This is a genomic window from Citrobacter sp. CRE-46 (genome assembly GCF_059615875.1).
Map to the genome: position 1 here is coordinate 16,879 of NZ_JCAPUG010000004.1, position 25,871 is coordinate 42,749.

A 25,871-nucleotide genomic window follows, 5' to 3' on the forward strand; every position below is an offset into this window, starting at 1 on the left:
CGGTACTTAACCAGGGTATTGCATAGCAGTTGTACCTTTTTTGTGCCGGAAGTGCCGCCAGTTTGTGTTGTGTCATTGATTGATATTTTCTGGTGTTCCACAAATGTTAAAATTTTCGTGATAACTCCGGGAAACGGGGCGTGTTCACGTATAGTTGCTGTGGATTAACTGACCAGAGGAAGGGTCATGAAAAAAACACTGGCAACACTGCTCTTAACTGTCTCATCTGCGGCCTGTGCCGACATCAATCTCTATGGCCCGGGTGGCCCCCACACGGCCCTGCAGGACGCCGCAGCGCTTTACACACAGAAAACCGGAGTGCCGGTCACGGTACACTACGGACCACAGGCAAAGTGGAATGAGGAAGCCCGGAAGAATGCGGACATTCTGTTTGGCGCCTCCGAGCAGTCCGCACTGGCCATCGCCCGTGACCACCAGGATAACTTCAGCGAGAAGGATATTGAGCCACTGTACCTGCGTAAGAGTATCCTCCTGGTGAAAAAGGGTAACCCGAAGAATATACAGGGTGTTGAAGACCTGGCCCGCCCGGGTGTCGGGATTATCGTGAACGACGGGGGCGGAAGCAGCAACACCTCCGGTACCGGAGTATGGGAAGATATTGCCGGACGGAAAGGGAACATTGAGACCGTGGCCGGCATTCGCAAGAATATCATCCTGTTTGCTCCCAACAGCGGTACGGCCCGTAAGGCGCTGGAGAATCAGTCGGGCGCTGATGTCTGGATTACCTGGGCAGACTGGGCGGCCAGTAATCCGGGGATTGGTGATGTGGTGGACATAGCACCGGACTATGCCATCTGGCGGGATATGAATATTGCCGTTCGTAAGGGGGCTGATGCTGAAACCCGCCAGTTTGCTGCATGGCTGCGTTCTGATGAAGCAGCGCCGGCATTCAGGAAGTATGGCTGGGTCAGGCAGGCCACTCCGTAAATCATCTGGCCCCGTGTTCCGGGGCCATTATCCAGTGCGGGTCAGTCTTTGTTGTTCTTTTTCAGCCAGGCCTGCATCTGGTCAATCTCCGGCTGCTGTGCGTTGATGATGTCCTCTGCCAGTTTGCGCATCTCCGGGTCCTGACCGTACTTCAGCTGCGTTTTCGCCATTTCAATCGCGCCTTCATGGTGCGCCGTCATGCTTTCGGCAAACGCCACGTCCGGGTCCTGAGCCATCGCCCCCTTCATCATGCCGTCATGCATCTTCTGCATCCCGTCCAGGTATTCCTGGCTGGCGGGTGATGATGGAGTAATGTGTTCGCTCATGTTGTGCTGGCCGTTACCGGCAGCCCAGGCGACAGAGACCACGAGAAAGGTGCTCAGAAGGATAATTTTCTTCACTGGTGATGCTTCCGTTCGGTTAAAAACGGGCAGTGTAACCAGACTTAACCACCTTAAAAGTAAGGAATTGTAATCCTGCATCGCCTGTTAAATCGCCGGTGTTAAAATGTAATCCCGTATCGTGATTATCCGGAATCTCACTTTGTCCGTTTCAGAACAAGCAGCCCGAAGCGCCCACCTGGCCTGGTGCGCCCTGATTGCCCTCCATCTTGCCCGCCAGGAGGGCCATGTTCACTCCGAATCCCAGGAAAACCTGTTTCTGCTGCGCTGGCTGGCCGGCGCTGAAAAACAGCGTCGTTTTTCCCGGGACGTGGCCAGGGATATCAGCTGGCTGCTGAATCAGGGCCGGCTGTCCGGTATGAACGCCCGGCTTCGCAGCAAACTGGACTTTCTCTGGCGCGCCGGCAGTGGTGATATCCTGGCGCAGACCGACATGTTCCGCCTGAGCTGGGGGCTGGATACGCTCAAAGGCTACAAATGGGGCTACTACGTCCTGTCCGACAGTGAATGGTCCGGCCGGCGCCGGATGCGCCTCAGCCCGGACGTCAATGCGGTCAGCCTCCTTCAGTCTTCACTGGCGCGGGCATTCGCGGACGACGGCAGCCAGTTGCATCCGGTCAGGGTGAAGGTGAACGGCAATGTCGCTGCCCTGGAAGCGCTGCTGACCAGCTGCGGATGGCGGCTACAGCAGGCTGATGACGGAGAGCACTGTCTGCTGGCCGGTCTGGCTGAAACCGGGGAGGCTTCACGTGTGGCGTAAACTGATCCGCAGCACGCCGGGCCAGTTGATTGTTTTTTGGGGCATGGTCGGGCTCTGGATGACCGTCTGGTTTGCGACGGACTGGCTGCATGATTATTACTGATACGGCCTTCCGGGACTTTTCCACCCTGAATACCCGTCAGTGTGATGTCCTGAAGCGGGTCGCCTTCGCGGCGATGATTCTGGATCACCTGAACACCGCCTCTGGCCTGAATGACACCCTGCTGCAGGCGGTCGGCCGTCTGGCGTTTCCGCTGTTCGCTCTGGTCTGGGGTTGCAATATCGCCCGCCACTCCGTCATGCAGGCCGGCCTCAACCGCCTCTGGCTGATGGCGCTGCTGGCCCAGCCCGGTTTCTGGCTGGCCTTTCGCGATACCGGTGTGCAGTGGTGGCAGGTCAATATCCTGTTCACTTTTGCCGTCATGGGCCAGGTGGTGCGTTTCATGCAGTCTCCCTGCAACCGCACGGCCTTCGTTTCCCTGCTGGCACTGTCTGTGTACATACCTGCATCGGGTGCCAGCTATGAGCTGCGCGGACTGCTGTTGCTGATGATGTGTGCTCTTTTCTTCCTGACGACCGGGCGCCTGCAGATAATGGCGGCGGTCGGGCTGGTGATGTCTGTCCTGCTGCTCAATGCCCCGTCCGGGGGCGTGATGATGCTGTCCGGTCTGCTGCTGAGCCTGATGACCCTCATCGTGGTCTGCCGGCATGTGCCACAGGGTGAGCGACTCCCCGGTGGCCGCTGGTTTGCACACCTCTATGCCCTGCATCTTACCGTCATCGGGGGCGTGCTGTGCCTCGTCTGATTCTTCTGCTTCTGCTGATACTGGCGCCTGCTGTACAGGCCACGCTGACCGGGTGGGTAGTCCGGGTTATCGATGGCGATACCCTGGTGATGCTGGCTGCACCGGTAACTGAAGTCCGTATCCGGCTGGCGGGCATCGATGCGCCGGAGAACGGTCAGCCTTTCGGACAACATGCCCGCCAGTTCCTCGCCTCACGGGTTGCAGGCAGGGTGGTGGAAATATCCGCGGACACCCGGGACCGCTACGGGAGAGTTCTGGGAACACTATGGGCCGACGGCCGGGACATTAACGCTGAACTGGTCTGCGGCGGCATGGCCTGGGCATACCGGGTCCGGAGCGAGGCGCAAAACCCGGCATACCTGCAGTGTGAGAACGCAGCCCGGGAGCAGAAAAAGGGGCTGTGGCAGGCGCCTTCGCCGGTTCCGCCCTGGCAGTGGCGTAAAACGTTGCGTCCTGACGTATAATCCCGACATTCATTTTCAGTTCACCACAAGGAGCCACCGGTGAGTGAGCGTCCGGTCCTTACCCTGAAACGCCGTCCCGCTGCACAAACATCTGTGCCAGAATCCACCGGCGATATGACCCCGGTCGTGCGTCGCCGCAAAACGGTGGTAGTGGTCGCCGCGCCTGACCCGCGTAAACAGCAAAAGCAGGCGCAGAAAGATGCGGAGAAAGCTGCAGAGGCGAAACGTAAAGCGGCGGCGAAGGAAGAACGGCGCCGTCAGTGGCTGCTGAAGAATGCCCGTCCGCCCAAAAAAACAAAAGCACCGGTCCGCCCTCCCCGTCCGGTCCGACTGATGCCGGTGGCGGATGCGCTCCGGGTGCTGGCAGAGTTCTGGCCACGGCTGTTTAACCTGGAATTACCGCTGCGACTGATGAAAACCGGTATCCGGGAGGAGATGGAAGCCGATATCGTTGCCCGCCAGTTGCCCGTATCCTCGAAGCAGCTGCGGCGCTGCCTGCGGAGTCTGACCCGGAGTGAGGGCTATCTGAATGCCACTACACCCGGAGGTAAACGCTACGGTCTGGACGGACTACCTGTGGGGGGGGTAACCGAAGAGGAATATCAGCTGAGCCGGTTACGACTACAGAAAATACTGAAACGCAGGGAGTAAGTGGTCTGGTGCCTCCCTGCCCCACCAATATTCGCTGATGGCCGGACAGGGAGTGCCAGGAAAATGTGATTAGTGGCGAATTTGCGCCAGGTCGTCTTCAGTCAGACCGGTCATTTTCATGACATTACTGAGGTATTAAAGCTTCATTATATTCTTTGCATTAGGATATTTTGCGGAGCTTGCTTCTGGCGTGAATCTAACCTTATCATTAAGGGCAAAGGTATTGATTCCGCCCTGCATAGCCCTATCCGCTCCATAAAAAATGGCCTGATTTTTGTCACTTTTGATCAACACATTCGCTGCAGTAATGTTTATTACTTCGCCCGTGTGTTCAGGATTGATTTTAACTCCTTTAGACCAGTCTTTTCTCACTTGCAAAGTGGGAATTCCTGCAGGGAGTTGTTTATTCTTCCAGAGAGCATGTAATGAACAAAGTTCAGACATTCTTGTATTACTCTCAATTATGTCAAGTAATTTGAGATTAGAGGGATTTATCCAATATATTACTTTCAAACATCTGTCATAATGTTCAATTACTTTGTTTATTATATCCTCAACCTGATATGCTTTCTTATTGCGCCATAAAGGCTCGTGATGAGAGAGCCGGTTTCTTATCTTATTGATATCTTTGAGTTCGTTACCTATGCTGTTTATTGATAATGGAGAGCCGGAGGTCGAATCGACAGCGTTCGGGAATACACGATGCCTTAAATGTGGCCATAATGTGAGATAGGATTTTTTTTGTACGTCGAAATCTTTTTGTACCAGAGATACCCAAAAACCCAGAGTTAACTTTGAAATGAAATTTTCTGCGGTTAAAGGTTTATTTTCATAATTAAGCTGTTTTACCGCTGTTTGGATATTACTCCATGCGATAAAGTTATTCTGTCTTGTAAATGTATTAACAAACCAAAGCTTGTCAATTTTAGCTTTTTCTGTCACCCAATCATGCGGCTGGAAATTCAGCTCAACCTGCTCTTCTTCGTGTGCTATCCAGGACTGATAGATAGCGTTGCGAAGCGAAATTTCAATAATTTGAAGCGCTGGTAGAAAAGCACTGGCAAGTTGCTTATTCCAAAGATAGATGCCAAGGCATTGTTCTGGCGAGGCCCCGCCAAGGATAGGTAGTTGGTATGTTGAGAACCTGGCTGTAGAAAGGGACTCTGTAATCGCTTGAATTGTCATTGTTCTGATCCATAAGGTTTCATAGATTCAGTATACCTTCCATGAACTTAGACAAAAATGCCAAATTTGTGGTTAGCGCGTGTCTGTGTTTGTGACAGATTGAGGTTGACATGCTGCACCTAGACAATCATAATCTTTCCCCAGAGGCAACTCTATATATGTAAGCGCCCGCCCCTACTCAACGATGGTCGGAACGCGAATAAATTTTTCAAAAAAGGCTTCCTTATGGAGGCCTTTTTTGATCCTGTGACACAAAAGTGCATGTTCATTTAACAATATCAGGATAAATTTCGTCAATCTTGATATATAAGTTGCCCGTTTCGGCTGCTCGTCTGATTTTTTCTTCCATCAACATTCTGAAACTGATGTTATTTTTTAACATGAGAACAAGATCATAACCGCTGACACAGATGACCTTCTTTCCCCTCCCCCATGCATCCAGACCACTTTTTGTAAATCCAGCCCAACTGATAAATACGCCGCGAGCCCATGAAATTTTCTGATCCAGCTTGCCATGAAATGCATGGAGATCAGCGTTTCCTGTTTTAGTACTATGCCACTTTGCTTCCACAAGATAGGTTTCATTATTTAACAGAAAACTGCCGTCAATCTGTTCGCCCTTCAACCTGAATGCGCCTTTAGGGGATAGATAGAAGGCGGTAAATAGTTCGTTAAGCCATAATTCAAAGCTATGTCCCCGTTGGTGAGGCGGTTGGTTATGGAGGGTTTCCAGACCTTTAAGAAAATAATTATTATCGATGCCGGTGGGGACGATTAATGCAGGCGTTTTGCCGGCTGCTGCAAGACTGTCTGCCCCCTGAATTTTGGATATCAATCTACCGTAGACAGCATCATCCTGAGCAGTGATCACGTTATCAGGTATTGTTTTCCTGTATTCCCAGAGTTGAGTGACGACTCTAAGAACTGTTTCCCTGTCATCTTGCTTCAAAAGGCAACGCAATCGCTTCATTTTTGAGTCGCCATCTTTCCGATAGATGTCGTTGTCTATATCAATTGACAGCTCAGATTCGAAAAACTCGCGCATTGATTTATTTGTGAAATTCAGTACATAGCCTGCATTATTTGGGTCTTCAAAAAGCTGGTTTATATTTTTGATATCACTTTCTGTAAATTTCATTATTTATTACCGTAAATTGTAGTCTGTCCAATCTGACTGTTTTTACAGACGCGAATAACAGTCATTCTGGAAACTCCAGCCAATCGAGCTGTCTCATTTATCGATTTTCCGTTTTGCAGGCGTAACGTTCGTATTAGCTCATGTTTAGCCTTATCTGCCTGCCGACCAGCATACTTACCTTCTAATCTGGCTTTTTCAACACCCTCTTTCTGTCGTCGGCGACGATCCTCATAGTCTTTTCGAGCGATAGCGGCCAACATGTCCAGCATCATGCCATTAACAGCCCGCAGCATACTTCTCGTGAAGTCATCCGAAGCAGCATGAGTAAGAGCAATATGACTGGTAGGAAGGTCAAGACTAATGACCGATAGCTCCTTTTCAAACATACGTCGTTTAAGTGTGTCCCAGTCACCATCACTGAGGCGAGAAAGGCGATCTACCTGCTCAATCAGAATCACATCACCTGATTCCATATCAGACAGCATCCGATTTAGTTCCGGACGGTCGAGCGATGCTCCCGATGCGTTTTCAACATACCAGCCGGCAATACGTTGGCCATGATGCGCCGCAAATTCCTTCAGCCTGTTTTTTGCGCGAAGCGCATCCTGTTCAATTGTCGACGCGCGAAGATACGCATAAATGTACATTTTATCGCCTTCGGTAACTTTTAAGTGGTATTAGAATTTTAAGTAACTTTTGAATAGTATCTTAGCAGGGTTTTAGATTCTAAGTCGCTAGTATATTTTGGGGATACCCCAATGTGACTGTCTGATGCGCCCGGCGGGCTTGTCCAACCCCTCCCCTGTTCAGAAGCAAGTTCTGAACAGACTCACGGTTTGCGCAGTGGGTCAACAAAATTAAATACGATCACCAGAAATATTTTCTGGACACTTTTTCCGATAGTGCCGAAATGTCTAGGTTAGAAAGCATTTTTTGTTCATCTCTTGTGTAGTAGGAAAGTGAGTTAGGAATCATAGAACTGGACAGAATGACCTGAATGTCCAGTGTGAATGGAAGAAAGCCAAATATGGTAGAATTTTGGTATCTATTGATGGTATTAGCAGACACGACAGCCCGGATGACACTATGACGAAGAAGACCTTAGCAGAAAGATTTGAAGCACTTGAACAAGACTACCACGAAGTCATCTCGACAAAGTATATGGGAAGAAGCGCGTTAGGTCATGGAAGCCAGGAATATATTGATTCCGCTAAAGGTAATCACTGGATTGCGAGAGTGAAGAAATTACTTGAAGACAGTTATGGCAAGGAATCTGATTACTACATAGATTTTAATGATACAAAAAAGATTGCATGGTCGAGTAATTATCAGAGTTTGGTGAGACATTACAAACCGCTCTTTGATGCAGCCAGAGAAGATTTAGCACATATAGACACGGCTCAAGCTATTACAACTAAAAATTCAGAGCTGGATGTGATTATAAATATTCTAAATAAATTCCCTGCCTTTTGTCGCCAACTAAAGAAACGATATAATGACAGAGCGCCGCTTGAAATTATAGATGAATATGATGTACAGGATCTGGTTTATGCGCTTCTCACCTTACACTTCGATGATATCAGAGCAGAGGAATACACACCGAGTTTTGCGGGTGCCGCCTCCAGACAGGACTTTTTGCTGAAAACAGAAAAAATAGTCATTGAAGTGAAGAAAACTCGTAAGTCTCTTGGAGCGGCTAAAATCGGTGAGGAGCTTCTCATTGATATGGCGCGTTACCGCGCACATCAGGACTGCGACATGCTGGTATGTTTTGTGTACGATCCTGACGGCTGGGTGAAAAACCCGAAAGGCGTGGTAGATGATCTTGAATCGTTAGATAAAGAAGGTCGGGTTAGAGTCGTTATTGCGCAGTTCTAATACCGACCTTTCCAGGCTGGACAGAAAGTGCTGTACGTCCAGTCCGGGCAGGAATTATGATAAATCGTTACTTTAACGCTGCTACCGACAACAGCTTAAGGTTGTCATACGATGAAGGATGTGTATGGAACCGGATACTGAATTTCGCTACCCCAATGTTATCGACTTCTTCGGTACGACCCTTTTTCATCTGTGTCATTTCACAACGATAGATCTGCATAATTACGCTGCATACAATAATTACTCAGAGAATAACATTAAGAAGAGCAATGATATGCTTTACAATGAAATAAATGAGCGTCTGAAAAGTAATGGTGATGAATATCACGAAGATATTATTGATGGTTACAGTCAGGAAATAAGAGAGTTTGGCGAATTTTACCCCCCCATGCATCGCAAGGCTATGGTGATAACAGTGTATAATTTCTTTGAACATCAAATAAAAACATTATGCACCGAAATAAATAAACTTCTCCCACAGGACATGAGCGATAAGTATTTAAAAGAAGTATGTATAAAACGTTATCGTAAATTTTTGAGGAGAGAAGCCTGTTTTGATATTAATCAGGGTAATTTATTGTGGAAGCGCTGGGAGGATATGCTGAAAGTGGAACAAATCAGGCATGTTCTGGTTCATTCCGAAGGTGAGATTGAGAAGCACAGGGCAGAGCGGCTGGCTGATATAGAAAACTACTGTAATAACAATAAAGGTATCAGGCTGATCCGACACCGTATCATCATCGATGAGGACTATGTGGCAGGGCTTGTCGCTGAGCTTATCTCACTGTTTGACCTGCTGGACAGGCAGGTGAACGCCTTCATCCGTCGATACGAAAGCGAGCATGGTAGCTATTACGTTCCTCTTCCGTTGGGAGCATCACGAACGCTGCTGTGATTCGTGGGGCAGGAAGCACAATACGATCGTAATTAATTATTATTGTTGAGAGGCACATATGGATCGCATTGAATATTTGAAATGGCTTATAGCTGAATCACCTTCTACGACCCAGCAACTTATGACATGGCTCCAAAGAGCAAAACGCTATAACAGTGAGATGAAAGAACATCGCGATGGAGTACAGATCGAAGAGAATGGTATTATCGTAGGTCTGCGACAAAGAACGAATCTGTATAATGGTGACTGCCTGACTATTCATGTTGTAGAACTTCCCGAAGAAATACAAAATAAAGGCTGGTTTAAATCTTTTCTTAAATTATGCTGCGAATCTAATCCGTGGAACGATGTGGTTATTGAGGATGTAAAAAATCCACACCTTCTGGCATTTTGTCAAAAGCATAATTTTAAGGTCTTGGCTGATTTTTTCCCTGATACCTATATAGTTAATTCTGAAGAAATTATGGCGTTGGATATACCTCCACTGAAACGTTACGAAGATTATCTTTAATGGACAGAAATACCTGAATGTCTAACCGAGCGGAGAATTAATCGAGGGATATAAAAAAGGCCGCTCAAGCGGCCTTAGTGCAGGAAATGGCTTCCAGATAAGCAATTTCTAAAATGCGGGGATCTCTGGAATTATAAAGGCGAACGAACGATTCATAACGTTCCGCGCATCCCCGCTCGTCAGCGCGGCGGTAATACTCATTGTGGAGTTTATTCAGGCTCTTTCGCAGTAGAAGCCTACCGACGACTATCAGAGCAAACGCAACAATAAGGAAAAATGTCATCTCTACCTCCTGTAGTTATTACCCAATACTATCAGGCCAGATCCTGCGCTGCCAGCAGAACTGGACAGAAACACCTGAATGTCCAATGTGGCGCGAAAGTTATTATAAATGTAGCCGGAAAGGGCGATCCCTACAGGTTTAATCTCATGATGATATAATCCGTTTCATCCCCTGGAGCATGACAATCATGAATCTGAACCAATTGAAAGAAATCAGCCTGCTCTCTGCCCCTACCGAAGAAGAACAGCGTGCAATTATACAGCGTCTTAACCAGACCAGATTTGATTTTGGTGTTACGGAACTGCCAGAAATTATGCCTCCTGCATCTTGTGGATGGATCTCAAGAAGAACACCACCCGTCCCATCAAAAAAAGCAGATGAGAATCGCTGGAAATATTACTTAGAGAAGATTCACGAGTGGATTGCTGTGTTGGAAGCGCACGAGAAATTGCTCGGCCCTGCTGAAAAGATAAAACGATTTTGGGAAAAGTCTAAATTGGGATCTATATGTATGGTTTTTATTGCGCTTATAGCGTTTGCAAACGATATCTTTGATTTTTTTTGTAATATTCAAACCTACTTGTGATAGGCCATAGCTGAACTCAGCTGCTCTTACCTTTGGACAGAAAAACCTGAGTGTCCAATGCGGCGCGGGGATTACGTAACGCGGAGGGTTTGCCAGCAGTTCTGCGACCGCACCGGCGCATCGATGCCAGGCTATGCCAGCACTTTTCAACCTAGCAGCGCAGCTGCAGCTGGGCGAATGCCAGCAATACTAAAGTACTGAATGGTAGCGGCCAAACTGTTACATAAAAATGACCGGCGGTGACGGTATAACGGCACTTTTAAGTACTAATTACCGGGGATTCTCAGGGCGCTGGACAGAATAACCTTAACGTCCAGGTGACATAGGGAATTAAAACGGGGACAGTAAAAAGGCCGCTTACGCGACCTTTCCTTATTTACTGTTTTGGAATAGGGGGGGCAGACGAAAAAATAGAGACACTTTCTTTTCCTTTTGGCATAAAAGGCTTTGTACCCAGCGCCCAAAGTGAATCGATGTTTCTTAAATAAGTAACTACTCTGTGATGTTTATCATTTATCAATCCGAGAACCTCTGTCTGATGTGGGGCATCAGGAGGAAATCCTGGTGAGCGATCAAACATCCCTACCTCTACTGGCCAAAAATCTCCATAAGTGGATTGATCGCAAATATTTTGTAATTGTTTTTCGTAATCTTTTATATCGGGGATTCCACCGAAATAGAATTTCGCCGCGACAATTACTGTAAGGGTCCCCTTTCTCTCACCAATAAATTGTACAGGTGAAAGTAATCCAGCCATGTAAATGTTTTCGATTACGTTAATGATTCGCTCATCATGATCTTCATCCCAGATGACTGAAAAATCATGCAATTGGGGTAAGTCAACAGGTGTACGGGTAACATCGAGCCATTCTACAGTTCTGAATATTGAATAATGGGTTCCGCGCCCCAGATTGCCGATGGGATGCTGTTCGTCATAAATGCATGAAAGTAAGGTAGAATATTGATTTATTTGAGAATTCATGGATAAATACTCCGATTTCGTCAGATTAGGTGGTTTTCACTCCACGATGGGTAAGCTTTCGGCACACTCAATGTTCATTTTTGAAAGTAACATACCTGTGCTTTTTATCAATAATTAACTTTGGACAATATTGGCTGTACGTCCCGGCTGGCGCGGGAGTTAACGGAATGGCGGATTACAGGTGAAAAAAAACCGACTGGTGAGGTCGGTTTTTTTACTTTGGTCTGAGTTGGTGACTCAGGCCGTTATGAGAAACTTTCAATCTAACTACTCTATGTTATTACCTTAAGGGTAATTCCGCAAGCGGTAGGCTGGTACTTCGGTTTAGGGACTGTATAATCAGCTCGTTAGCTCTTGACTGATTTTCTCCCACAGGCTTGCGTATGCGCATGAACAATTTCAAGTCCTGACCTGATGTACGGGTGGTGTCGTTATCAGGTGCTCAGGCCGGGGTGGGAAACTTTCAATCTAACACACTGAAGAAACCGGTGTGACAGGCAAGTGTAAGAGTAAGCGCCGGTTGTCTCGCCTCCCTGAAGGGAGAGAACGGATGATTAACCTGTTAGTCATTGTTCTGCGTACTGTAGTCGCGCTGTCAAACGCGCTGATTGCGGTACTGGAGCTGATCCGCCAGTTCATCGACTGATGAACCCGGAAACGTAACTAAGGCCGGGGGGCAACCACTCCTCGGCCTTTAACATTTATGGTCAGAATTATCGAAGTGTCCAGATGGCGAGGGTATTAAACCAGCGACGTAAAAAAGCAGCTGGTTCGGCTTTTACTAACGGACATAAATTGTGATTTCACATGCGAAATCTATTGCGTATCATTATTGATATCTTATATTTTCTCTGTATACTGTTTGTGTTGTCATGAAAGCGCGACAACAAACGCAGTGGCAGATAGCTGCTTCTGCACCTGGCGAAACGCCTGACTCACAGGAGTGTGTATGAAATCCCGCAATGAATTCATTTCATTATTGAAATACTCTTTCAAGCCGTGCCGCCCCTTCTCAAACATTTCGCATGCGAAATCTTAAGGACTGTTACATGACACTGAAAATTGGACCTATCGGAAAACTGATCGTTGTATGTAGTCAGAAGGGCGGAATCGTTAAATCGCAGTCATCCAGTGAAATCGCACATGACCTTCGTGAAGCTGGTTTCCGTGTGCTTGAAATTGATATGGACTGGACAACTGGTCTGACGGAGAGGGCATTCCCTGACGGCTTACCTTATGAGATAGAACGCGAACCTTTAAGTAACAGTTTTACACCCGGTGAAGCGAATACATATCAGCTTTTCTTTTCTGAAACAGAGATTCGACCGATTGAGCTTCCTGGCGGGCGCTTTTTTATCGGTGCTACCAGTGAACTTAATGAAATTAACTACCGAAACAGCGACTGCATGTTCGACTTCAGGGACCGTATTGAAGAACTGAAGAAACAGTTTGATTTTATTATTGCTGATTCAGCGCCATCTTATTCAAATGTCATGATCGCAGCGCATATGTCAGCTGATTACCTTCTGATCCCTACCCTGCTGGAGAAGCAGGCCCGTAATGCAGTTGGTAAACAGCTTACTTATATGCAGAAAATTAAGCGGAACTACAATCCTTCGCTGCAGTTCATGGGGACTTATGTGACGCAGACGCAGGTCAAAAATTATAAAAAGCCACTTAAAGAAGGATATCTGGGGCCTATTGATACACTGAACCTGAATCTCCTCATCGAGATCCTTCAGGGAAAAGGCTACTCTGAGGAATACATTCTCGCCTATATATCATTTGTACCTGCTGCTGCAAAAGAAGCGATCGAACTTGGTCTCTCCTTTGATGAATATGACCCCAAATGTCTTCCTGCTATTCAGTATAAAGAACTTACCAGGAAAATTATTCTGCTCGCAGGAGGTAAGTAATGGCCAAGAAACCGTTTATGAGACGACTCCAGGCGCAGCAGGAAATGAAAAAAAATGCATCTGTTGTTTCTGATATTGAACAGGTCATTGCAAATAAACAACCAGATGAGCAGAACCATGATATAGCTGCACACCAGATTATGGCGGATATTGCCCGTCCGGATATCGAACCTGATGGACAGATAATCCGTGTCGATATAAATCTGGTTTATGCTGAAGAACAAGTGCGACCTGAAGAAGACTTCGAGGAAGATATTATCGATGGTATGGCTGATACCTTCGAAACGATAGGGATGCTTACCCCGCCTCGTTGTTATCCTCGTGACAGACGTGGCTACCAGATATGGTTAGGCGAAACGCGTGTTCGCACTGCCCGCAAGCGTGGTGATACCCACATTGATATTTATGTCGGTAAACCACCACGGGAAAGAAAAGAACGCATCATCGGTCAGCTCATTGAAAACCTGCAGCAGTCTGGTTTGAAACCATTAGCGACTGCAAAATCGTTCTATGAGCTCAAGCATGAGTTCAATATGACGGGTGAGCAGATCGCAAAAACAATGGGTAAGCCTACCTCATTTGTCAGTAAACACCTTCGTCTCATTGATGCACCAGAAAATGTTACCGCCCTTCTCCGGGATAAAATCACATCCGATGTCGATCTGGCATACACACTGATACAGGTAAATGAAAAGTCTCCCGAAGAGGCCGAGAAGCTTGTCGCAGCTGCGCGAGAGTCTGGTATTTCACGTTCGCAGGTTAAAGCTGTTCTTGATGCAGTTAAGAACAAAAGCAAAGGTGAGATTTCGCATGCGAAATCTAAGGCTCAGAACAAAAAACCAACCAGGCCTCTGGACAGCAATTCAGATGTAAAAACCTGGCAGGTTGTTGTCGAGATAGACGGTCAGCAAGGGGTAATAATGACTGACCGTGCGCCAGACAAAGCCGGGTATGTGTGGGTGAAAATGGATATTGGTGAGATTTCAGTTGAGGCTTCTGAACTACGCGTCAAAGGGATGCGCTCTCAGTGATGAAATCAACTCCGTTCACCGAAATGGCCACGGCATTCCGTGGCCAAATTGTCCGCCACTGGGCGCTTCGTTATCCCGGAACGCAATCCGAAGCAGCTGCCGCATTAACAGAAGCGGCTATCAATCTGGGATATGTTACAAGAAGCAGGCCCGTACCCGGCGCGGCGTTACTTTCATGGGCCTCTAACCCGGCTGAAACTCCGTTGTGGGCAGCTCAGACGGCGTTAACATTGATGCTCAGCATCGGCTGGAAGCCCGAAAGTAACCAGGACTGGTGTGGTATGTCTGCGCTGATATTCAGAGCTAATCGTACACTTCCACTTGAGCAGTTAGTCGCTTCCTTGCCTGATAGTATAGACAGGCAAACTGCTACCGGATGGTTCGTGGCAGCAATTGAAGAGGATGCCAGCTACCGTTACAACAGGAAATCCACATGACCTTTCAAGAGCTTGATGCTTGTATCGCAGGCTCTGGCAGACGTTCTATCGCTTCTGCATTAATCGCTTTTATTCTTGATGCGCTTGATGACGGACAGGATGGAGTTGATCTTGATACCTTCCAGAGCCACACGCGCTTCGTTCGTAATAATGTAACCACGGTAGCCAGTTACCTACAGCTTCATGGAATTATCCATATACTGTATTACCGTGATGGTGCTGCAGAACGTCAGTATGAGTCCGTTAATAATTACGGGCGGTGGGCAAAGCAGCACTATCGTCCTTCTGAGGCTCTTATACAGCTGCATCGACGTGATTAAATCAAAAGATTTCGCATGCGAAATCTTTAAGTGGCAGATCATCTTAACATTGCCACCGGAAGATCATTCCAGCGCGTTGTGTACGCAGGTGAAAGCATTTCTCGTTTCATTTGCCACTCAGGAGCAATGCCTCGTCCCGCAAACCAGACTTTCCCAAGTCCTGAATGGTTAATACCGTCCACGACCTTCATCAGCTCATCGCTGTGCGGTCGCGGCTGTATTTCATCGAAAAGATTCAGCTGCGTAACGCCGCTCGGAGTAAAATCGTTAAGCATTATCCCCGCTTTGGCGTAACGGTGGCCATCGAGCCAGATCCTGTCAAGAGATCTGACCGCCGCCGCGATGATATCTCGGGTGTCACGGGTAGGTGTGATCAACTTCTCAGTGGCCACGTTTCCGTAGTACGGTTCATTAACTGCAAAAGGTGAGGACTTGATGAAAGTTGAGATGTGCCGGCAGTACTGGCGTTCACCACGCAATTTTTCTGCCGCACGTTCGGCATACTGGCAGACTGCCTGGCGCATTTCTTCATAGGTGGTGATCCGCTGTCCGAAGCTGCGACTACAGACAATCTGTTGTTTTGGTGGCGGGGTTTCTTCAAGCGAAATACAGCTTTCTCCGTTGAGTTCCCGGACGGTTCTCTCCAGCACAACGTTGAAATTTTTCCTGATAAATACAGGGTTAGCGCGCGCCAGCTGCAGTGCAGTGGTGATGCCCATTGTGCCCAGTTTCCTGGATATCCTGCGACCCACTCCCCAGATTTCTTCCACCGGCTGCAGTGAGAGCAGTTTCTCCGTTCGTTTTGGATTATGTGACGTCAGGGCAAGCACCCCACCGAACTGTGGCCACTCTTTCGATGCCCATTGCGCGCTTTTAGCCAGCGTTTTGGTCGGCCCCATCCCGACGCCGATTGTCAGCCCGGTACCGGAGCGCACGTTCTCGCGCAGCTGCCGGCCGAAGTCCTCAAAATTAATGCAGCGGTCTATGCCGCGAATGTCCAGAAACATCTCGTCGATGCTGTACTGCTCCACGCGCGGCGCCAGCTCCTCGAGATGAGACATAACCCTGTTCGACAGCGATGCATAAAACTCGTAATTGCTCGAGAACGTGATGACCGGCTCCGGGAATTCTGCCGTCTTCAGCTGGAACCAGGGGACGCCCATCTTAATGCCCAGCCGTTTCGCTTCGGCGCTGCGCGCGATGACGCAACCATCGTTGTTACTGAGCACCACAACGGGCCTGTTACGCAGGTCCGGACGAAACACCTTTTCACAGCTCGCATAGAAGCTGTTGACGTCAGCCAGAGCGAACATCAGTCCATACCCCGCGTCTTATGGATGAATGCCATCACCACGCCGAATATCTGCAGTTCCTCCGGGTAAAGGGTGGGGTAGGCGGGATTCATCGGCAGCAGGGCGATTCGGGGTTTAAGCTGCAGACGTTTAACGGTGAACTCGCCATCTGTTTCCGCGATGACAATATCCCCCTGCATGGGTTTTTCAGCTTTGTCGACAACCATTAAATCGCCGGAGTGCAGGCCCATATCTTTCATCGAGTCGCCAATGGCCCGGACAAAATAGGTCGCGCTGGGGCGACGGATACAGTAGGTATTCAGATCCAGTTCGTCTTCGGTATAGTCTGCAGCCGGTGAGGGAAAACCTGCCGGACAGCGCTCGGTGAAAAGTGGTGCGGTGAGCTGTGCTGGCTCAGATGCGGGAGTGACAAAAAGGATCATGGCATACCTCTTAAAATACCTGTTTTTATATACAGTATTATTTAGGATTTTTTCTGTCCTGCAAGGAGAATTTTACCGGCTCCTGCCAGGTCATTGTTCTGGCGGATAAAACAGGCTCAGGGTTATCCACAGAAACGGTGCATAACCCTGTGAGTGGATACCGGGTATCTCACCGTCTGCTAAGCCAGTGGCTCTATCAGTTCCCGGCCCTGGTTACGGGGATTGCCAACAGCCCGGCTGACGGGGTGCCATGTGAAATCTTCGGCGGAAAGACTGCCCTCACGGGCAATGTCTTCCGCCTCTTTACCGGTTGTGTTTTCACTGAGCCATTTACGTGCGGCATCCGGTGAGTACACGAGCGGTCGCCGATCGTGAATATCCAGCAGTCCCTCATCCGCAGCTGCCGTGACGATCAGAAATCCTTCCTGGTCATTGCCATCCTCAAAAGGTGGTTTCCCGATGGCAGCGAGCAGGAGTGGATTTCCGTCCTTGCGGTAAATGAAAAACGGCTGTTTCACGCCGTTTTGCTGTTTCCACTCAAACCAGCCGTCAGCAAAAACAATGGCCCGTCCGTGCTCCCAGAGTGGCCTGAACATCCGGCTGCCTGCCGCAGTTTCACTTCTGGCGTTGATGAGAGCGGGCTTGTTCCACCACTCCGGCGCATAACCCCAGTGAACAGGATCAAGATGCAGCTGCGAGCGGCGTTCACTTAGCAGTAATACACGGGTTCCGGGCGCAACGTTGTAGCGGCCGACGGGCTCCGGATCATACGGGATGTCCCGTTCTGCTTCTTCTCCGAGAAAGGCCAGGTACTCCTCGCGGGAGTTGTACTGCGTAAACCGACCGCACATTATCGTTTTTCCTGTGTAGATTTCGCATGCGAAATCTGTGTTTTCATCAGTTCAGAACATAGGCCGTTTTTCAGATTCCTGCCATCGTGTGGCCGCCGTGCCGCTACTGTAGCCGGGCCGCTTCGAATGCAAGGGTTCGCTCTGCCGGTGTCCTCACCCGGTCGCAGTTTATTTCAAAGGCTTTACCCGCTGTCTTCCCGTCGTTTTCCGTCTCAATTTTCGCCGTCAAACCGTCCAGCCAGTGTGGGCTTTTTCACTGCGCTGCGGCTTGCGGCACCGCCCCTGCATTCTCCACTTTTCGCCCGGCTGTCGTATCGGCACGGCGTAACTGGCGCCGCATTTGAGAAAGGAGAACTACCATGTCCCGATTTATCCAGGGTAATTGCGTCCATATCATGTCCGGCTTTCCGGATAATGCTGTCGATTTCATTCTCACCGACCCGCCATATCTCGTCGGTTTTCGTGACCGTCAGGGGCGTACCATCGCCGGCGATAAAACCGATGAATGGCTGCAACCCGCCTGCCATGAGATGTATCGCGTGCTGAAAAAAGACGCACTGATGGTGAGCTTCTACGGCTGGAACCGCGTTGATCGCTTTATGGCTGCGTGGAAAAATGCGGGATTCAGCGTTGTCGGCCACCTGGTGTTTACCAAAACCTACACATCGAAGGCCGCATATGTGGGCTATCGCCACGAATGCGCCTACATCCTTGCAAAAGGCCGTCCGCCCCTGCCGCAAAACCCGTTGAATGACGTAATTGCGTGGAAATATTCAGGCAACCGGCACCACCCGACCGAAAAACCCGTAACCAGCCTGCAACCGCTGATTGAGTCCTTCACACATCCCGGCGCGATTGTGCTCGACCCCTTTGCCGGCAGTGGCTCCACCTGCGTGGCCGCCCTCCAGGCTGGCCGTCGTTACATCGGTATTGAATTGCTTGAGCAGTATCACCGGGCCGGACAGCAGCGTCTGGCCGCCGTCCGGCGCGCCATGCAGTACCCGGCCGCTAACGACGAGTTCCCGGAGGCCGCGTAATGAACTATGCAGGACACGAAAAACTCCGCGCAGAAGTGGCGGAAGTCGCCAACAGCATGTGTGACCTGCGGGCGACGCTGAACGGGATGGAGCACCGCTATCGCTTTGACTCTGATGTGCTGGCCGAACGCTTGGCCCGTCAGACCCTTTTTCGCATCAATGCCCTGTTTATGGCGGCATACAACGAAATGCTTGAGCTGGATGCCTGCTTTAAGGACTAAGGAGAAAAACATGTACGGAACCTGTGAAAACCTCTGCCGCTTGTTGCGTGAGCAGTATCCCGCAGAAACCCCTTTGAACCTCATTGTCTGGTCCCCGGCGGATATCGAAGCACTGGCCGACGGAATGGAATATGCCGTTTCGGAGCAGGACACAAGGGCGGTACTGGCGCGTATGGACGCCATTCCGGAGGAACAACGGCTTGAGTCGGGCGTGTCTGCCGGTGCGGTGATGGATCTGATTGAACAGGTGAAAGAGGCCGTTCCGGCGGTGATGGTGCCGGCGGATCTGCTTGAAACCCTGCTGACCACTGCCGAACAGGCGTTATGGCACAGGGAATGGACCGCCCGTGACAGCAATCATCCGATGCCGGAAAGCGTTACCCGCCGCCTGGCTGATGCGGCGAAAGTTCGCGCATTACTGAAAAAATGAAATCAACACGCCGCCCGGGCGGCGTGTACTGACCCCGTTCAGAGGAACCCATTATGCAGGAAACCACCACGTTAAACGCCCTTGTGATGCGCCGTGCGCGCGATTTGATTGCTGATTATGGATGGCCTGACCATACCGATGTTGATCAGCGTGATCCGGTCAATAAACCGGGATGGATAAGCATTTATGTCCGTCTGGATGCGGCAAATATTGTTCATCTGCTTCCTTTACTTTGTACCGGTGACATACCCGCAGAGCTGCAAAATGCCATGACAAAAATAGCCGGGACGCCAGCGCAGATTATTTTATCCGGCAGCCGCTATGCCGACGCGCCGCAGCTTCCGGAGGACGGAACACAGATAGCTTTCCCCTGGGCCGGGGAATGGCTGACGGAGCCGGAGATTCAGGCTGTAACGGATTGCCTGTCCCGCGCCGTGCGGGATGTATCCCGGCAGGTATGGGAGGATGCGCGCCGGATAAAGGCGGCACTGAACACGCGCGGGGAAACGCTGTTTTATCGCCAGACCCGAAATTTCCGTCTGGTTGTGAAGGAAAATGATATGCCCTGCTGGCTGGACGATGATGACAATTTGCCGGTGGTGCTCGATGCCATCCTGAACAAAGGGGCACGCTACAGTAGCGTCGAGTTCTTTGTTATCAGCGACAAAGTGGATCAAATCCTGGCATGTGGCCAGATGTGCGATGTGCTGCGTATTCCGGGCGAGCCTCCGCGCCGGTGGATGGATTTAACCCTGTTACATGAGGTCATGGCAGAAGCGCGTGCAGAAATCAGTCTTGTCCGCAATGCCCTGTCAGCAATACGGCCAGTGTAGCGAACAGCAGGGGGCGGCGGCCCCCTGAATCTGGCACGAAGGATAAGGATGTCGCCGGCTCCGCTTTTATGCTCTTCCTCCACGTTGTTCCGGTTTCGCAGTGAGTTACGTCCCGTGCGGCCTGCGGCAAACGCCGTGCCTCTACTGTAGCCGGGCCGCGGCTGATGCAAGGGAAGCGTAAACGCCGTCACCTTCACCCGGTCGCAGTTTATTTCAAAGGCATTAGCCGCCGTCTTCCCGTCGTTTTCCGGCTCATTTTTCGCCGTCAAACCGTCCAGCCTGCTCCTGCTTTTTTACTGCGCTGCGGCTTCGGTGACGCCCTTGCATCCTCCGCTTTTCGCCCGGCTGTCGTGTCGGCACGGCGTAAGCCGGAACTCAGACGACATCGACTAGGGAGGATTTTTTATGAGCACTACGACCACCACACCTGCTGTTTACGTGGGCACGTATCACAAATACAACTGCGGCAGCATTTTTGGCAAATGGTTTGATCTGACGGAGTTTGACGGCAGGGAGGATTTTTACGAGGCATGTCAGGCGCTGCATGCCGATGAATGGGATGCCGAGTTTATGTTTCAGGACTGGGAAGGTATCCCGTCGCAGTTCGTCTCTGAATGCTCCATTGACTGGGATTTTATCACCGCTTACAAACGCGCCGAAGAAGAGGGCAGGGAAGCCGCTTTTATCGCCTGGGCGGAGTATACCGGCGAATGTAACTATGACGCGTTTGATGATGCGTACCGCGGCGAGGCGGAAAGCGAGGAGGACTATGCGCGGGTGATGGTTGAGGACAACGGCCTGTTAAATGAGGTGCCGGAGCCGTTGCGCAGCTATTTCGATTTTGAAGCCTGGGCGCGTGACCTGTTCAGCAGCGGCTATGTGTTCCATGACGGCTATGTCTTCAGTAACTGATTAATGTCCGGCGGGGAAACCCGCCGGTTAAGGAGAAAACGTATGAAACTTGCACCACAAAGCCGTGAGATCCTGCGACAGTACAAAGCCCTGATTAATGCCCGCCGACGTGATGCCGGTCAGCGGGAACTGACCACCGCGCAGGTGATGGATGAAATTTGTTACTACATGACCTGTCAGTGTGCCGTGTACATCGGCGGTCATTTCATCTTACAGGGTGGAAAAAGCCAGTAAGCAGGATGGCAGGCGTCCGGCCCGGAGGGCGCCTGTCAGCCCGCGCGAAAACCCTAGCAGGCTGCGCCTGCCGGAGAGAAACTTCGCCGCGCCTCCGGCGCCGCGTACTCTCCTCTCCGTTGTCAGTCGCTGTTGCCCGGGAATGCGCGTATTATCCGGGATATCTTCCTGTAACGCAGATCGGTGATGCATATGTCGAAGTGGAATATCGCCTCTTTCTCAAAAGAAGAGCAGGATAAGGTCTCAGTCGATAAAGCCGCCGCTGCCGTTGCCTGGCAGGAACGGATGAACAGGCCGGTTGTCCCGGAACTCGTTGAACGGGAACAGCCTGAATATCTTCGCCAGTATTTCCTTGAACGGCTTGAAGTTCATCGGCAGAACAGTCAGCAGCTGCCGCGCGCAAATGCGCCCGAATATAATAAACCCGGAGATGAGCTGCAGAAGTGATTCTTATCGTCAGTTTGTCCAGGGAGGAAATTCTATGCGTATGTCTCTGATGTTTGCGGCCGTGACTCTTTTAACCGGTATTAACCTGTTTTTTATTCCGTTTCAGCCTGTACCGGCTCTGTGGGGGGGAATCCTGGCCGTTGCTTTTATCCTGATGAATGTCGCGGCGGATAAACTGCATCTCTGGAGTGGCGTTGCATGAATTATCGTTGCCGGCATCATCATAACGTTGATGCTGAAGGGGAAGGAACCGGGTGACGAATTAAGAGTGCTGATCACCGTTTTTGCTTTTCTTGCTTCGGCCTGGTACAGCATTGTGCAGTACAAAAAAGAAAAGCATTTTCGCTCCTGATGTTCCCGGCTGGCATCACGCCGGATAATTGTCAGCCATCTCGTGACTGCTACCCGCCCTGTTGGCGAGGTTTCCCACTAAGCCGCATGTAATCCATTCTTATCCTCCCGTTCTCTGTTTTCTGCCCGTTCCCGTTTTCACTACGGGCGACTTCCCTGACGGGAACCGGGGCTGTCATGCTTCGCACCGGGCCAGCTGCGCTGTCTCTGCCCGGCCCCTCCGGGGCAGCGGGTTTCCATCCCAGGCTGTCGCAACGTCAACGGCAGGCTTGCTGCGACCGTTCCGGTCACGCCGCCCTTTTTACGCGCCGTATCCTGCGCTTTCTGCACCCCGGCAAACTGACGCCGGGCTGTAAGGCGCAACGCCGTTTCGCGCCCGCGCTTTCCGTCGTTGCGGCGGGTTCCTGCTCCTTCCTTGCCTGGTTTTTTCACCCTTTTGAGTCCTTTCGCCGGGGCTGAGACAAGCACAGTCGCTGTCAGCTGTCCAGGGTAAATGGCACGCGGTAAACCGCGCCCTGGACATCAGCTATCGCCCGCGCTGGTTTACGCCCTTGCGGCGAACGGCTCTCAAACGGGTGAAGGTAACAACCAGCGGGCGCGTTCAGCAGGTCCCCGCAAAACGTCAAAACCGCGGCCCCGGCAACTCAACGGGTGATGGTTTTTAAAAGCAAAACAAACGGAAGGAGATTCATCATGACAGTACGCGGCATCAACAAAGTCATCATCGTGGGTAATCTGGGCCAGGACCCGGAAGTCCGTTATATGCCCAATGGCGGCGCGGTCGCTAATCTCAGCCTCGCCACCTCGGAGTCCTGGCGCGATAAACAGACCGGAGAGATGCGCGAAAACACCGAATGGCATCGCGTGGTGCTGTTTGGCAAGTTCGCGGAACTGGCCAGTGAGTATCTGCGCAAAGGCGCTCAGGTGTACATCGAGGGGCAACTGCGTACCCGTAGCTGGCAGGACGACAGCGGCGTAACGCGCTATGTCACTGAAATCGTTGTCGGACAGAACGGCACCATGCAGATGCTGGGCGGTCGTCGTGACGGCGGTCAGCCACAGAACACGGCTCCGCAGCAACCCGCACAACCGCAGAGTCCTGCCGCTCCGGCACAACCTGCAGGCTCCCCTGAAAAATCCCCGAAAGCGAAAGGCGGCAGAAAACCCCGTCAGAGTACCGCGCCGTCTCAGCAGGCACCGCAGCCGTTACCGGACGATTATCCGCCTATGGATGATGATGCCCCGTTTTGACCCGCATGATGAAAACGCCCCGCAACCTGCGGGGCAGGAAAAGGAGAAAGACATGACCAGCAGCGTTATACCGCCCCTTCAGTCACTGCCAGATGGCACATTCACTCGCGAACAGGCTAAAGCGGTCGTAGCTCAGTATCAGAATGTCGCGATTGAAGACGATCAGGGAACGCACTTTCGCCTGGTGGTTCGTCAGAACGGCGAAATGGTATGGCGGGTATGGAATTTTGAGCCGGGTGGTGAGTACCTGATGAACCGTTATATCCGGGACTACGGCATCCGTAAACAGCATTAAAAAGGTGCCCTGCCGGAGCAGCAACTCCGCAGGGCCGGACAATCATCAATATCCAGTGAGGTATCAACTATGTCAGTAACCGAGTCTAAAGCAAAAACCCCCGCGAAAACCAGCAAAAAAGCAGTTAAACCTGCCGAAGCCGCAGCCCTTAAGGCGGCGCTTGAGGCCGCTCAGATTGAAATGGTGCCGCTGTCGGCGCTCGTCAAATCCCCGCTGAACGTCCGTATTATTCCGTACCCGGTTGAGAGTGTCAGGGAAATGGCAGACTCCATTATCGCGGTCGGCCTGATCCAGAATCTGGTGGTTCACTCGCTGCCTGATGGCCTGTCAGGCGTTGCTGCGGGCGGTCGTCGTCTTGCTGCCCTGCAACTGTTGCTCAGTGAACAGCGCATCGATGCCGGGTATCTCGTTGTCGTCAAGCGCGTCAGCGACGACCTGGCTGTGGTCGCCTCAATGGTGGAGAACAACCAGAGGGCGGCGATGCATCCGGCAGAACAAATCAGCGGGTTCCGCACGTTGTCTGAGCAGGGTAAGACCCCGGCGCAGATTGGTGATCAGCTGGGGTACAGCTCGCGCCACGTCCAGCGCATGCTGAAGCTGGCGAACCTTGCCCCGGAACTTCTCTCCCTGCTGGCAGAGAACAAGCTCGACGTGGATCAGTGTCAGGCGCTGAGTCTGGAGAACGATCCGGTGCGTCAGGTGGAGATTTACGAGCGCGTGAAGGCGCAGCACAGCTATGCCCCCGCGCACATGCTTAAACGCGCTATCACTGATACCGAAATCGGTGTGAACCACTCCCGCTTCGTGTTTATCGGGCGTGAGATGTATGAGTCTGCAGGTGGCGTGGTGCGTGAGGATTTGTTCAGCGCCCAGGAGGGTGATGGTACGGCAGACGGTGTGCTGGTCGAACGACTGGTGCAGGAGAAGCTTGAGTCCGCCGCACTGGCAATCGAACTGCAGGAAGGATGGTCATGGTCACTGTCCCGGGAGGGCGCGGTCAGAAACTACGGTGACGACCGCGAACATTATCTGCTGTTACCAGAGCCGGAGGCACAGTACACCACTGACGAGCAGCAGCGTCTCGATGAACTGTACGCCACTCAGGAGGCCACTGAAACGTTTGAAGATGAAGCCGCGATTCAGGTACTGATTGACGAAATTGAAAATGCGGCATCGATCCGGGCGTGGACACCGGAGCAGAAAGCAGCCTGTGGCGTGGTGGTCAGCCTGTATGACGGTGAGCTTTGTGTCCAGCGAGGGGTGCAGAAGAAGCCTCAGAACGAGGCGAAAGAAGGGCAGGGAGAGAATGGCAGCAGCGGCTCCCTGCATGTGGTCAGCAGCAAGCCGGATGTGACGGAGGGGATCAGCGCCCCGTTGCTCAAAAAAATGTCTTCAGAAAGAACGCTGGCAGTGCAGGCCGCCCTTGTACAGCAGCCCGAAAAAGCGGTGGCCCTGATGGTATGGCGGCTGTGTAGTTGTGTTTTTGATTACTGCAATACCACCCGTCATCCGTTCGTGATGCGTCTTGAGGTGCATCACAGTGGGCTGACCAGCGAAGCGCCGACCGGAAAGAGTGGTCAGGCATGGCTGAGTCTGATGCAGGAGAAAGCCCGTCTGGAGGCGCTGTTACCGGATGGCTGGAAGAAGGATTTCACCACCTTCTTTACGCTCGACGGACAGACTTTGATGAGCCTGATGGTGTTCTGCACGGCCTGTTCGGTGGACGGGGTGCAGACCCGGACAATGGGACATACCACACAGAGCGACCTCGATGGCGTGGAAACGGCGCTCGGGTTCCACCTGCGCGACTGGTGGCAGCCAACGGCAGAAAACTTCCTCGGTCTGCTCAGTAAGAACCAGATTGTGGAGGCGCTGAAAGATGCCGGACAGTCAGGCGCTGCGTCAGATGCCGGGAACATGAAGAAGGGAGATGCCGCCAGCCATGCTGAACAATGGCTCTCCGGTACGCGCTGGGTTCCTGCCTGGATGCGGTCACCTGATGCGCAACCTGACGCCGCTGAGGGTGAGGCGACAGACTCTGATGACCATACGGCACACGCAGCCTGATAACGGAAACGCCGC

General features: G+C 51.2%; 34 protein-coding genes and 1 pseudogene. 25 read left to right on the forward strand and 10 right to left on the reverse strand.

Annotated features, from left to right (window positions below):
* The first annotated feature begins 186 nt into the window (after window positions 1-186).
* On the forward strand, window positions 187-948 hold the full coding sequence (locus AC534G_RS26830; protein ID WP_253076447.1) for a substrate-binding domain-containing protein: 762 nt from the start codon (window positions 187-189) through the stop codon (window positions 946-948).
* A gap of 41 nt (window positions 949-989) precedes the next feature.
* Here AC534G_RS26830 and copM read toward each other — a convergent pair whose 3' ends face one another.
* Entirely contained in the window at window positions 990-1,349 is a 360-nt protein-coding gene (copM, locus tag AC534G_RS26835; RefSeq protein ID WP_253076414.1) for a CopM family metallochaperone, read from the reverse strand.
* A 142-nt stretch (window positions 1,350-1,491) separates the two neighbouring features.
* Here copM and AC534G_RS26840 point away from each other — a divergent pair, with 142 nt between their 5' ends.
* The 4 genes from AC534G_RS26840 to finO all read left to right on the forward strand — a co-directional run bounded on the left by AC534G_RS26840 (window position 1,492) and on the right by finO (window position 4,030).
* Complete coding sequence (locus tag AC534G_RS26840) at window positions 1,492-2,109, forward strand: DUF2913 family protein (RefSeq protein WP_496594630.1); 618 nt, start codon at window positions 1,492-1,494, stop codon at window positions 2,107-2,109.
* A gap of 89 nt (window positions 2,110-2,198) precedes the next feature.
* Window positions 2,199-2,915 (forward strand): type-F conjugative transfer system pilin acetylase TraX, encoded by a 717-nt coding sequence (traX, locus tag AC534G_RS26845; RefSeq protein ID WP_253076396.1) that lies wholly within the window; start codon window positions 2,199-2,201, stop codon window positions 2,913-2,915.
* Window positions 2,903-3,379: a thermonuclease family protein gene (locus AC534G_RS26850; protein ID WP_253076397.1), complete on the forward strand. Its 477-nt coding sequence runs from the start codon at window positions 2,903-2,905 to the stop codon at window positions 3,377-3,379. Before traX ends, AC534G_RS26850 begins: the two co-directional genes overlap by 13 nt.
* A gap of 39 nt (window positions 3,380-3,418) precedes the next feature.
* Entirely contained in the window at window positions 3,419-4,030 is a 612-nt protein-coding gene (gene finO / locus AC534G_RS26855) for a fertility inhibition protein FinO (RefSeq protein WP_290446765.1), read from the forward strand.
* A gap of 69 nt (window positions 4,031-4,099) precedes the next feature.
* Here the strand turns inward: finO and AC534G_RS26860 are convergent, their stop codons facing one another.
* The 4 genes from AC534G_RS26860 to AC534G_RS26875 form a co-directional block, all read right to left on the reverse strand.
* A complete protein-coding gene (locus AC534G_RS26860; protein WP_496560650.1) occupies window positions 4,100-4,150 on the reverse strand; it encodes an Rpn/YhgA-type helix-turn-helix domain-containing protein in 51 nt (16 codons plus the stop codon).
* A 15-nt stretch (window positions 4,151-4,165) separates the two neighbouring features.
* Window positions 4,166-5,215: an Abi family protein gene (locus AC534G_RS26865; protein WP_253076399.1), complete on the reverse strand. Its 1,050-nt coding sequence runs from the start codon at window positions 5,213-5,215 to the stop codon at window positions 4,166-4,168.
* Window positions 5,216-5,480: 265 nt separating this feature from the next.
* On the reverse strand, window positions 5,481-6,353 hold the full coding sequence (locus AC534G_RS26870) for a restriction endonuclease (protein ID WP_253076400.1): 873 nt from the start codon (window positions 6,351-6,353) through the stop codon (window positions 5,481-5,483).
* A complete protein-coding gene (locus AC534G_RS26875) occupies window positions 6,353-7,000 on the reverse strand; it encodes a recombinase family protein (RefSeq protein WP_253076401.1) in 648 nt (215 codons plus the stop codon). Before AC534G_RS26875 ends, AC534G_RS26870 begins: the two co-directional genes overlap by 1 nt.
* 439 nt (window positions 7,001-7,439) lie before the next feature.
* Between AC534G_RS26875 and AC534G_RS26880 the strand changes: the two genes are divergently transcribed.
* The 4 genes from AC534G_RS26880 (at window position 7,440) to AC534G_RS26895 (ending at window position 10,506) form a co-directional block, all read left to right on the forward strand.
* Complete coding sequence (locus tag AC534G_RS26880; RefSeq protein WP_275396289.1) at window positions 7,440-8,231, forward strand: PD-(D/E)XK nuclease domain-containing protein; 792 nt, start codon at window positions 7,440-7,442, stop codon at window positions 8,229-8,231.
* 124 nt (window positions 8,232-8,355) lie between these two features.
* Window positions 8,356-9,126, forward strand: a complete 771-nt coding sequence (locus tag AC534G_RS26885; protein WP_275396290.1) for a hypothetical protein — start codon at window positions 8,356-8,358, stop codon at window positions 9,124-9,126.
* Between the two features lie 58 nt (window positions 9,127-9,184).
* On the forward strand, window positions 9,185-9,637 hold the full coding sequence (locus AC534G_RS26890) for a hypothetical protein (RefSeq protein ID WP_187254119.1): 453 nt from the start codon (window positions 9,185-9,187) through the stop codon (window positions 9,635-9,637).
* Window positions 9,638-10,107: 470 nt separating this feature from the next.
* Entirely contained in the window at window positions 10,108-10,506 is a 399-nt protein-coding gene (locus tag AC534G_RS26895) for a hypothetical protein (protein WP_275396292.1), read from the forward strand.
* Window positions 10,507-10,882: 376 nt separating this feature from the next.
* Here the strand turns inward: AC534G_RS26895 and AC534G_RS26900 are convergent, their stop codons facing one another.
* On the reverse strand, window positions 10,883-11,488 hold the full coding sequence (locus AC534G_RS26900; RefSeq protein ID WP_275396293.1) for a hypothetical protein: 606 nt from the start codon (window positions 11,486-11,488) through the stop codon (window positions 10,883-10,885).
* Between the two features lie 550 nt (window positions 11,489-12,038).
* On the opposite strand from AC534G_RS26900, the gene dqlB reads away from it, so the two are divergent.
* From dqlB to AC534G_RS26925, 5 genes are all read left to right on the forward strand, one after another.
* Window positions 12,039-12,134, forward strand: coding sequence for a DinQ-like type I toxin DqlB (gene dqlB / locus AC534G_RS26905; protein ID WP_275396294.1), 96 nt, complete (start codon window positions 12,039-12,041; stop codon window positions 12,132-12,134).
* A gap of 403 nt (window positions 12,135-12,537) precedes the next feature.
* On the forward strand, window positions 12,538-13,404 hold the full coding sequence (locus tag AC534G_RS26910; protein WP_063615388.1) for a ParA family protein: 867 nt from the start codon (window positions 12,538-12,540) through the stop codon (window positions 13,402-13,404).
* Window positions 13,404-14,435: a ParB/RepB/Spo0J family partition protein gene (locus tag AC534G_RS26915; protein WP_275396295.1), complete on the forward strand. Its 1,032-nt coding sequence runs from the start codon at window positions 13,404-13,406 to the stop codon at window positions 14,433-14,435. Before AC534G_RS26910 ends, AC534G_RS26915 begins: the two co-directional genes overlap by 1 nt.
* The gene (locus AC534G_RS26920) at window positions 14,435-14,872 is read left to right on the forward strand and encodes a hypothetical protein (RefSeq protein ID WP_000843283.1); all 438 of its coding nucleotides are present in this window, start codon (window positions 14,435-14,437) and stop codon (window positions 14,870-14,872) included. Before AC534G_RS26915 ends, AC534G_RS26920 begins: the two co-directional genes overlap by 1 nt.
* Window positions 14,869-15,192 (forward strand): hypothetical protein, encoded by a 324-nt coding sequence (locus tag AC534G_RS26925; RefSeq protein WP_000143877.1) that lies wholly within the window; start codon window positions 14,869-14,871, stop codon window positions 15,190-15,192. The genes AC534G_RS26920 and AC534G_RS26925 overlap by 4 nt, the downstream gene beginning before the upstream one ends.
* A 38-nt stretch (window positions 15,193-15,230) precedes the next feature.
* Here AC534G_RS26925 and AC534G_RS26930 read toward each other — a convergent pair whose 3' ends face one another.
* The 3 genes from AC534G_RS26930 to AC534G_RS26940 all read right to left on the reverse strand — a co-directional run bounded on the left by AC534G_RS26930 (window position 15,231) and on the right by AC534G_RS26940 (window position 17,778).
* Window positions 15,231-16,505, reverse strand: coding sequence for a Y-family DNA polymerase (locus AC534G_RS26930; RefSeq protein WP_275396296.1), 1,275 nt, complete (start codon window positions 16,503-16,505; stop codon window positions 15,231-15,233).
* Entirely contained in the window at window positions 16,505-16,927 is a 423-nt protein-coding gene (gene umuD / locus AC534G_RS26935; protein WP_275396297.1) for a translesion error-prone DNA polymerase V autoproteolytic subunit, read from the reverse strand. The genes AC534G_RS26930 and umuD overlap by 1 nt, the downstream gene beginning before the upstream one ends.
* 179 nt (window positions 16,928-17,106) lie before the next feature.
* Window positions 17,107-17,778: an SOS response-associated peptidase family protein gene (locus AC534G_RS26940; protein ID WP_275396298.1), complete on the reverse strand. Its 672-nt coding sequence runs from the start codon at window positions 17,776-17,778 to the stop codon at window positions 17,107-17,109.
* A gap of 359 nt (window positions 17,779-18,137) precedes the next feature.
* Between AC534G_RS26940 and AC534G_RS26945 the strand changes: the two genes are divergently transcribed.
* From AC534G_RS26945 to AC534G_RS26980, 8 genes and pseudogenes are all read left to right on the forward strand, one after another.
* Window positions 18,138-18,815 (forward strand): DNA methylase, encoded by a 678-nt coding sequence (locus AC534G_RS26945; protein ID WP_002211749.1) that lies wholly within the window; start codon window positions 18,138-18,140, stop codon window positions 18,813-18,815.
* Entirely contained in the window at window positions 18,815-19,036 is a 222-nt protein-coding gene (locus tag AC534G_RS26950) for a YubE family protein (RefSeq protein WP_187254112.1), read from the forward strand. Before AC534G_RS26945 ends, AC534G_RS26950 begins: the two co-directional genes overlap by 1 nt.
* Window positions 19,037-19,046: 10 nt before the next feature.
* Window positions 19,047-19,466 (forward strand): DUF1380 family protein, encoded by a 420-nt coding sequence (locus tag AC534G_RS26955; RefSeq protein ID WP_275396299.1) that lies wholly within the window; start codon window positions 19,047-19,049, stop codon window positions 19,464-19,466.
* Between the two features lie 53 nt (window positions 19,467-19,519).
* Window positions 19,520-20,299 carry a YubG family protein gene (locus AC534G_RS26960; RefSeq protein WP_275396300.1) on the forward strand — a complete coding sequence of 260 codons (780 nt, stop codon included), beginning with the start codon at window positions 19,520-19,522 and terminating at the stop codon, window positions 20,297-20,299.
* A 405-nt stretch (window positions 20,300-20,704) separates the two neighbouring features.
* A complete protein-coding gene (locus AC534G_RS26965) occupies window positions 20,705-21,211 on the forward strand; it encodes an antirestriction protein ArdA (RefSeq protein ID WP_275396301.1) in 507 nt (168 codons plus the stop codon).
* 42 nt (window positions 21,212-21,253) lie between these two features.
* The gene (locus AC534G_RS26970) at window positions 21,254-21,445 is read left to right on the forward strand and encodes a hypothetical protein (protein ID WP_000761849.1); all 192 of its coding nucleotides are present in this window, start codon (window positions 21,254-21,256) and stop codon (window positions 21,443-21,445) included.
* A 192-nt stretch (window positions 21,446-21,637) separates the two neighbouring features.
* Window positions 21,638-21,892 carry a DNA polymerase III subunit theta gene (locus AC534G_RS26975; RefSeq protein WP_275396302.1) on the forward strand — a complete coding sequence of 85 codons (255 nt, stop codon included), beginning with the start codon at window positions 21,638-21,640 and terminating at the stop codon, window positions 21,890-21,892.
* Between the two features lie 34 nt (window positions 21,893-21,926).
* Window positions 21,927-22,244: pseudogene (locus tag AC534G_RS26980) on the forward strand (hypothetical protein).
* A gap of 140 nt (window positions 22,245-22,384) precedes the next feature.
* Here the strand turns inward: AC534G_RS26980 and AC534G_RS26985 are convergent.
* Complete coding sequence (locus AC534G_RS26985; RefSeq protein WP_370605717.1) at window positions 22,385-22,675, reverse strand: hypothetical protein; 291 nt, start codon at window positions 22,673-22,675, stop codon at window positions 22,385-22,387.
* 261 nt (window positions 22,676-22,936) lie between these two features.
* On the opposite strand from AC534G_RS26985, the gene ssb reads away from it, so the two are divergent.
* The 3 genes from ssb to AC534G_RS27000 all read left to right on the forward strand — a co-directional run bounded on the left by ssb (window position 22,937) and on the right by AC534G_RS27000 (window position 25,856).
* Entirely contained in the window at window positions 22,937-23,494 is a 558-nt protein-coding gene (gene ssb, locus AC534G_RS26990; protein WP_275396303.1) for a single-stranded DNA-binding protein, read from the forward strand.
* Window positions 23,495-23,546: 52 nt separating this feature from the next.
* On the forward strand, window positions 23,547-23,789 hold the full coding sequence (locus AC534G_RS26995; RefSeq protein WP_275396304.1) for a DUF905 domain-containing protein: 243 nt from the start codon (window positions 23,547-23,549) through the stop codon (window positions 23,787-23,789).
* A gap of 69 nt (window positions 23,790-23,858) precedes the next feature.
* On the forward strand, window positions 23,859-25,856 hold the full coding sequence (locus AC534G_RS27000) for a ParB/RepB/Spo0J family partition protein (protein ID WP_149289516.1): 1,998 nt from the start codon (window positions 23,859-23,861) through the stop codon (window positions 25,854-25,856).
* The last annotated feature ends 15 nt before the right edge of the window (window positions 25,857-25,871 follow it).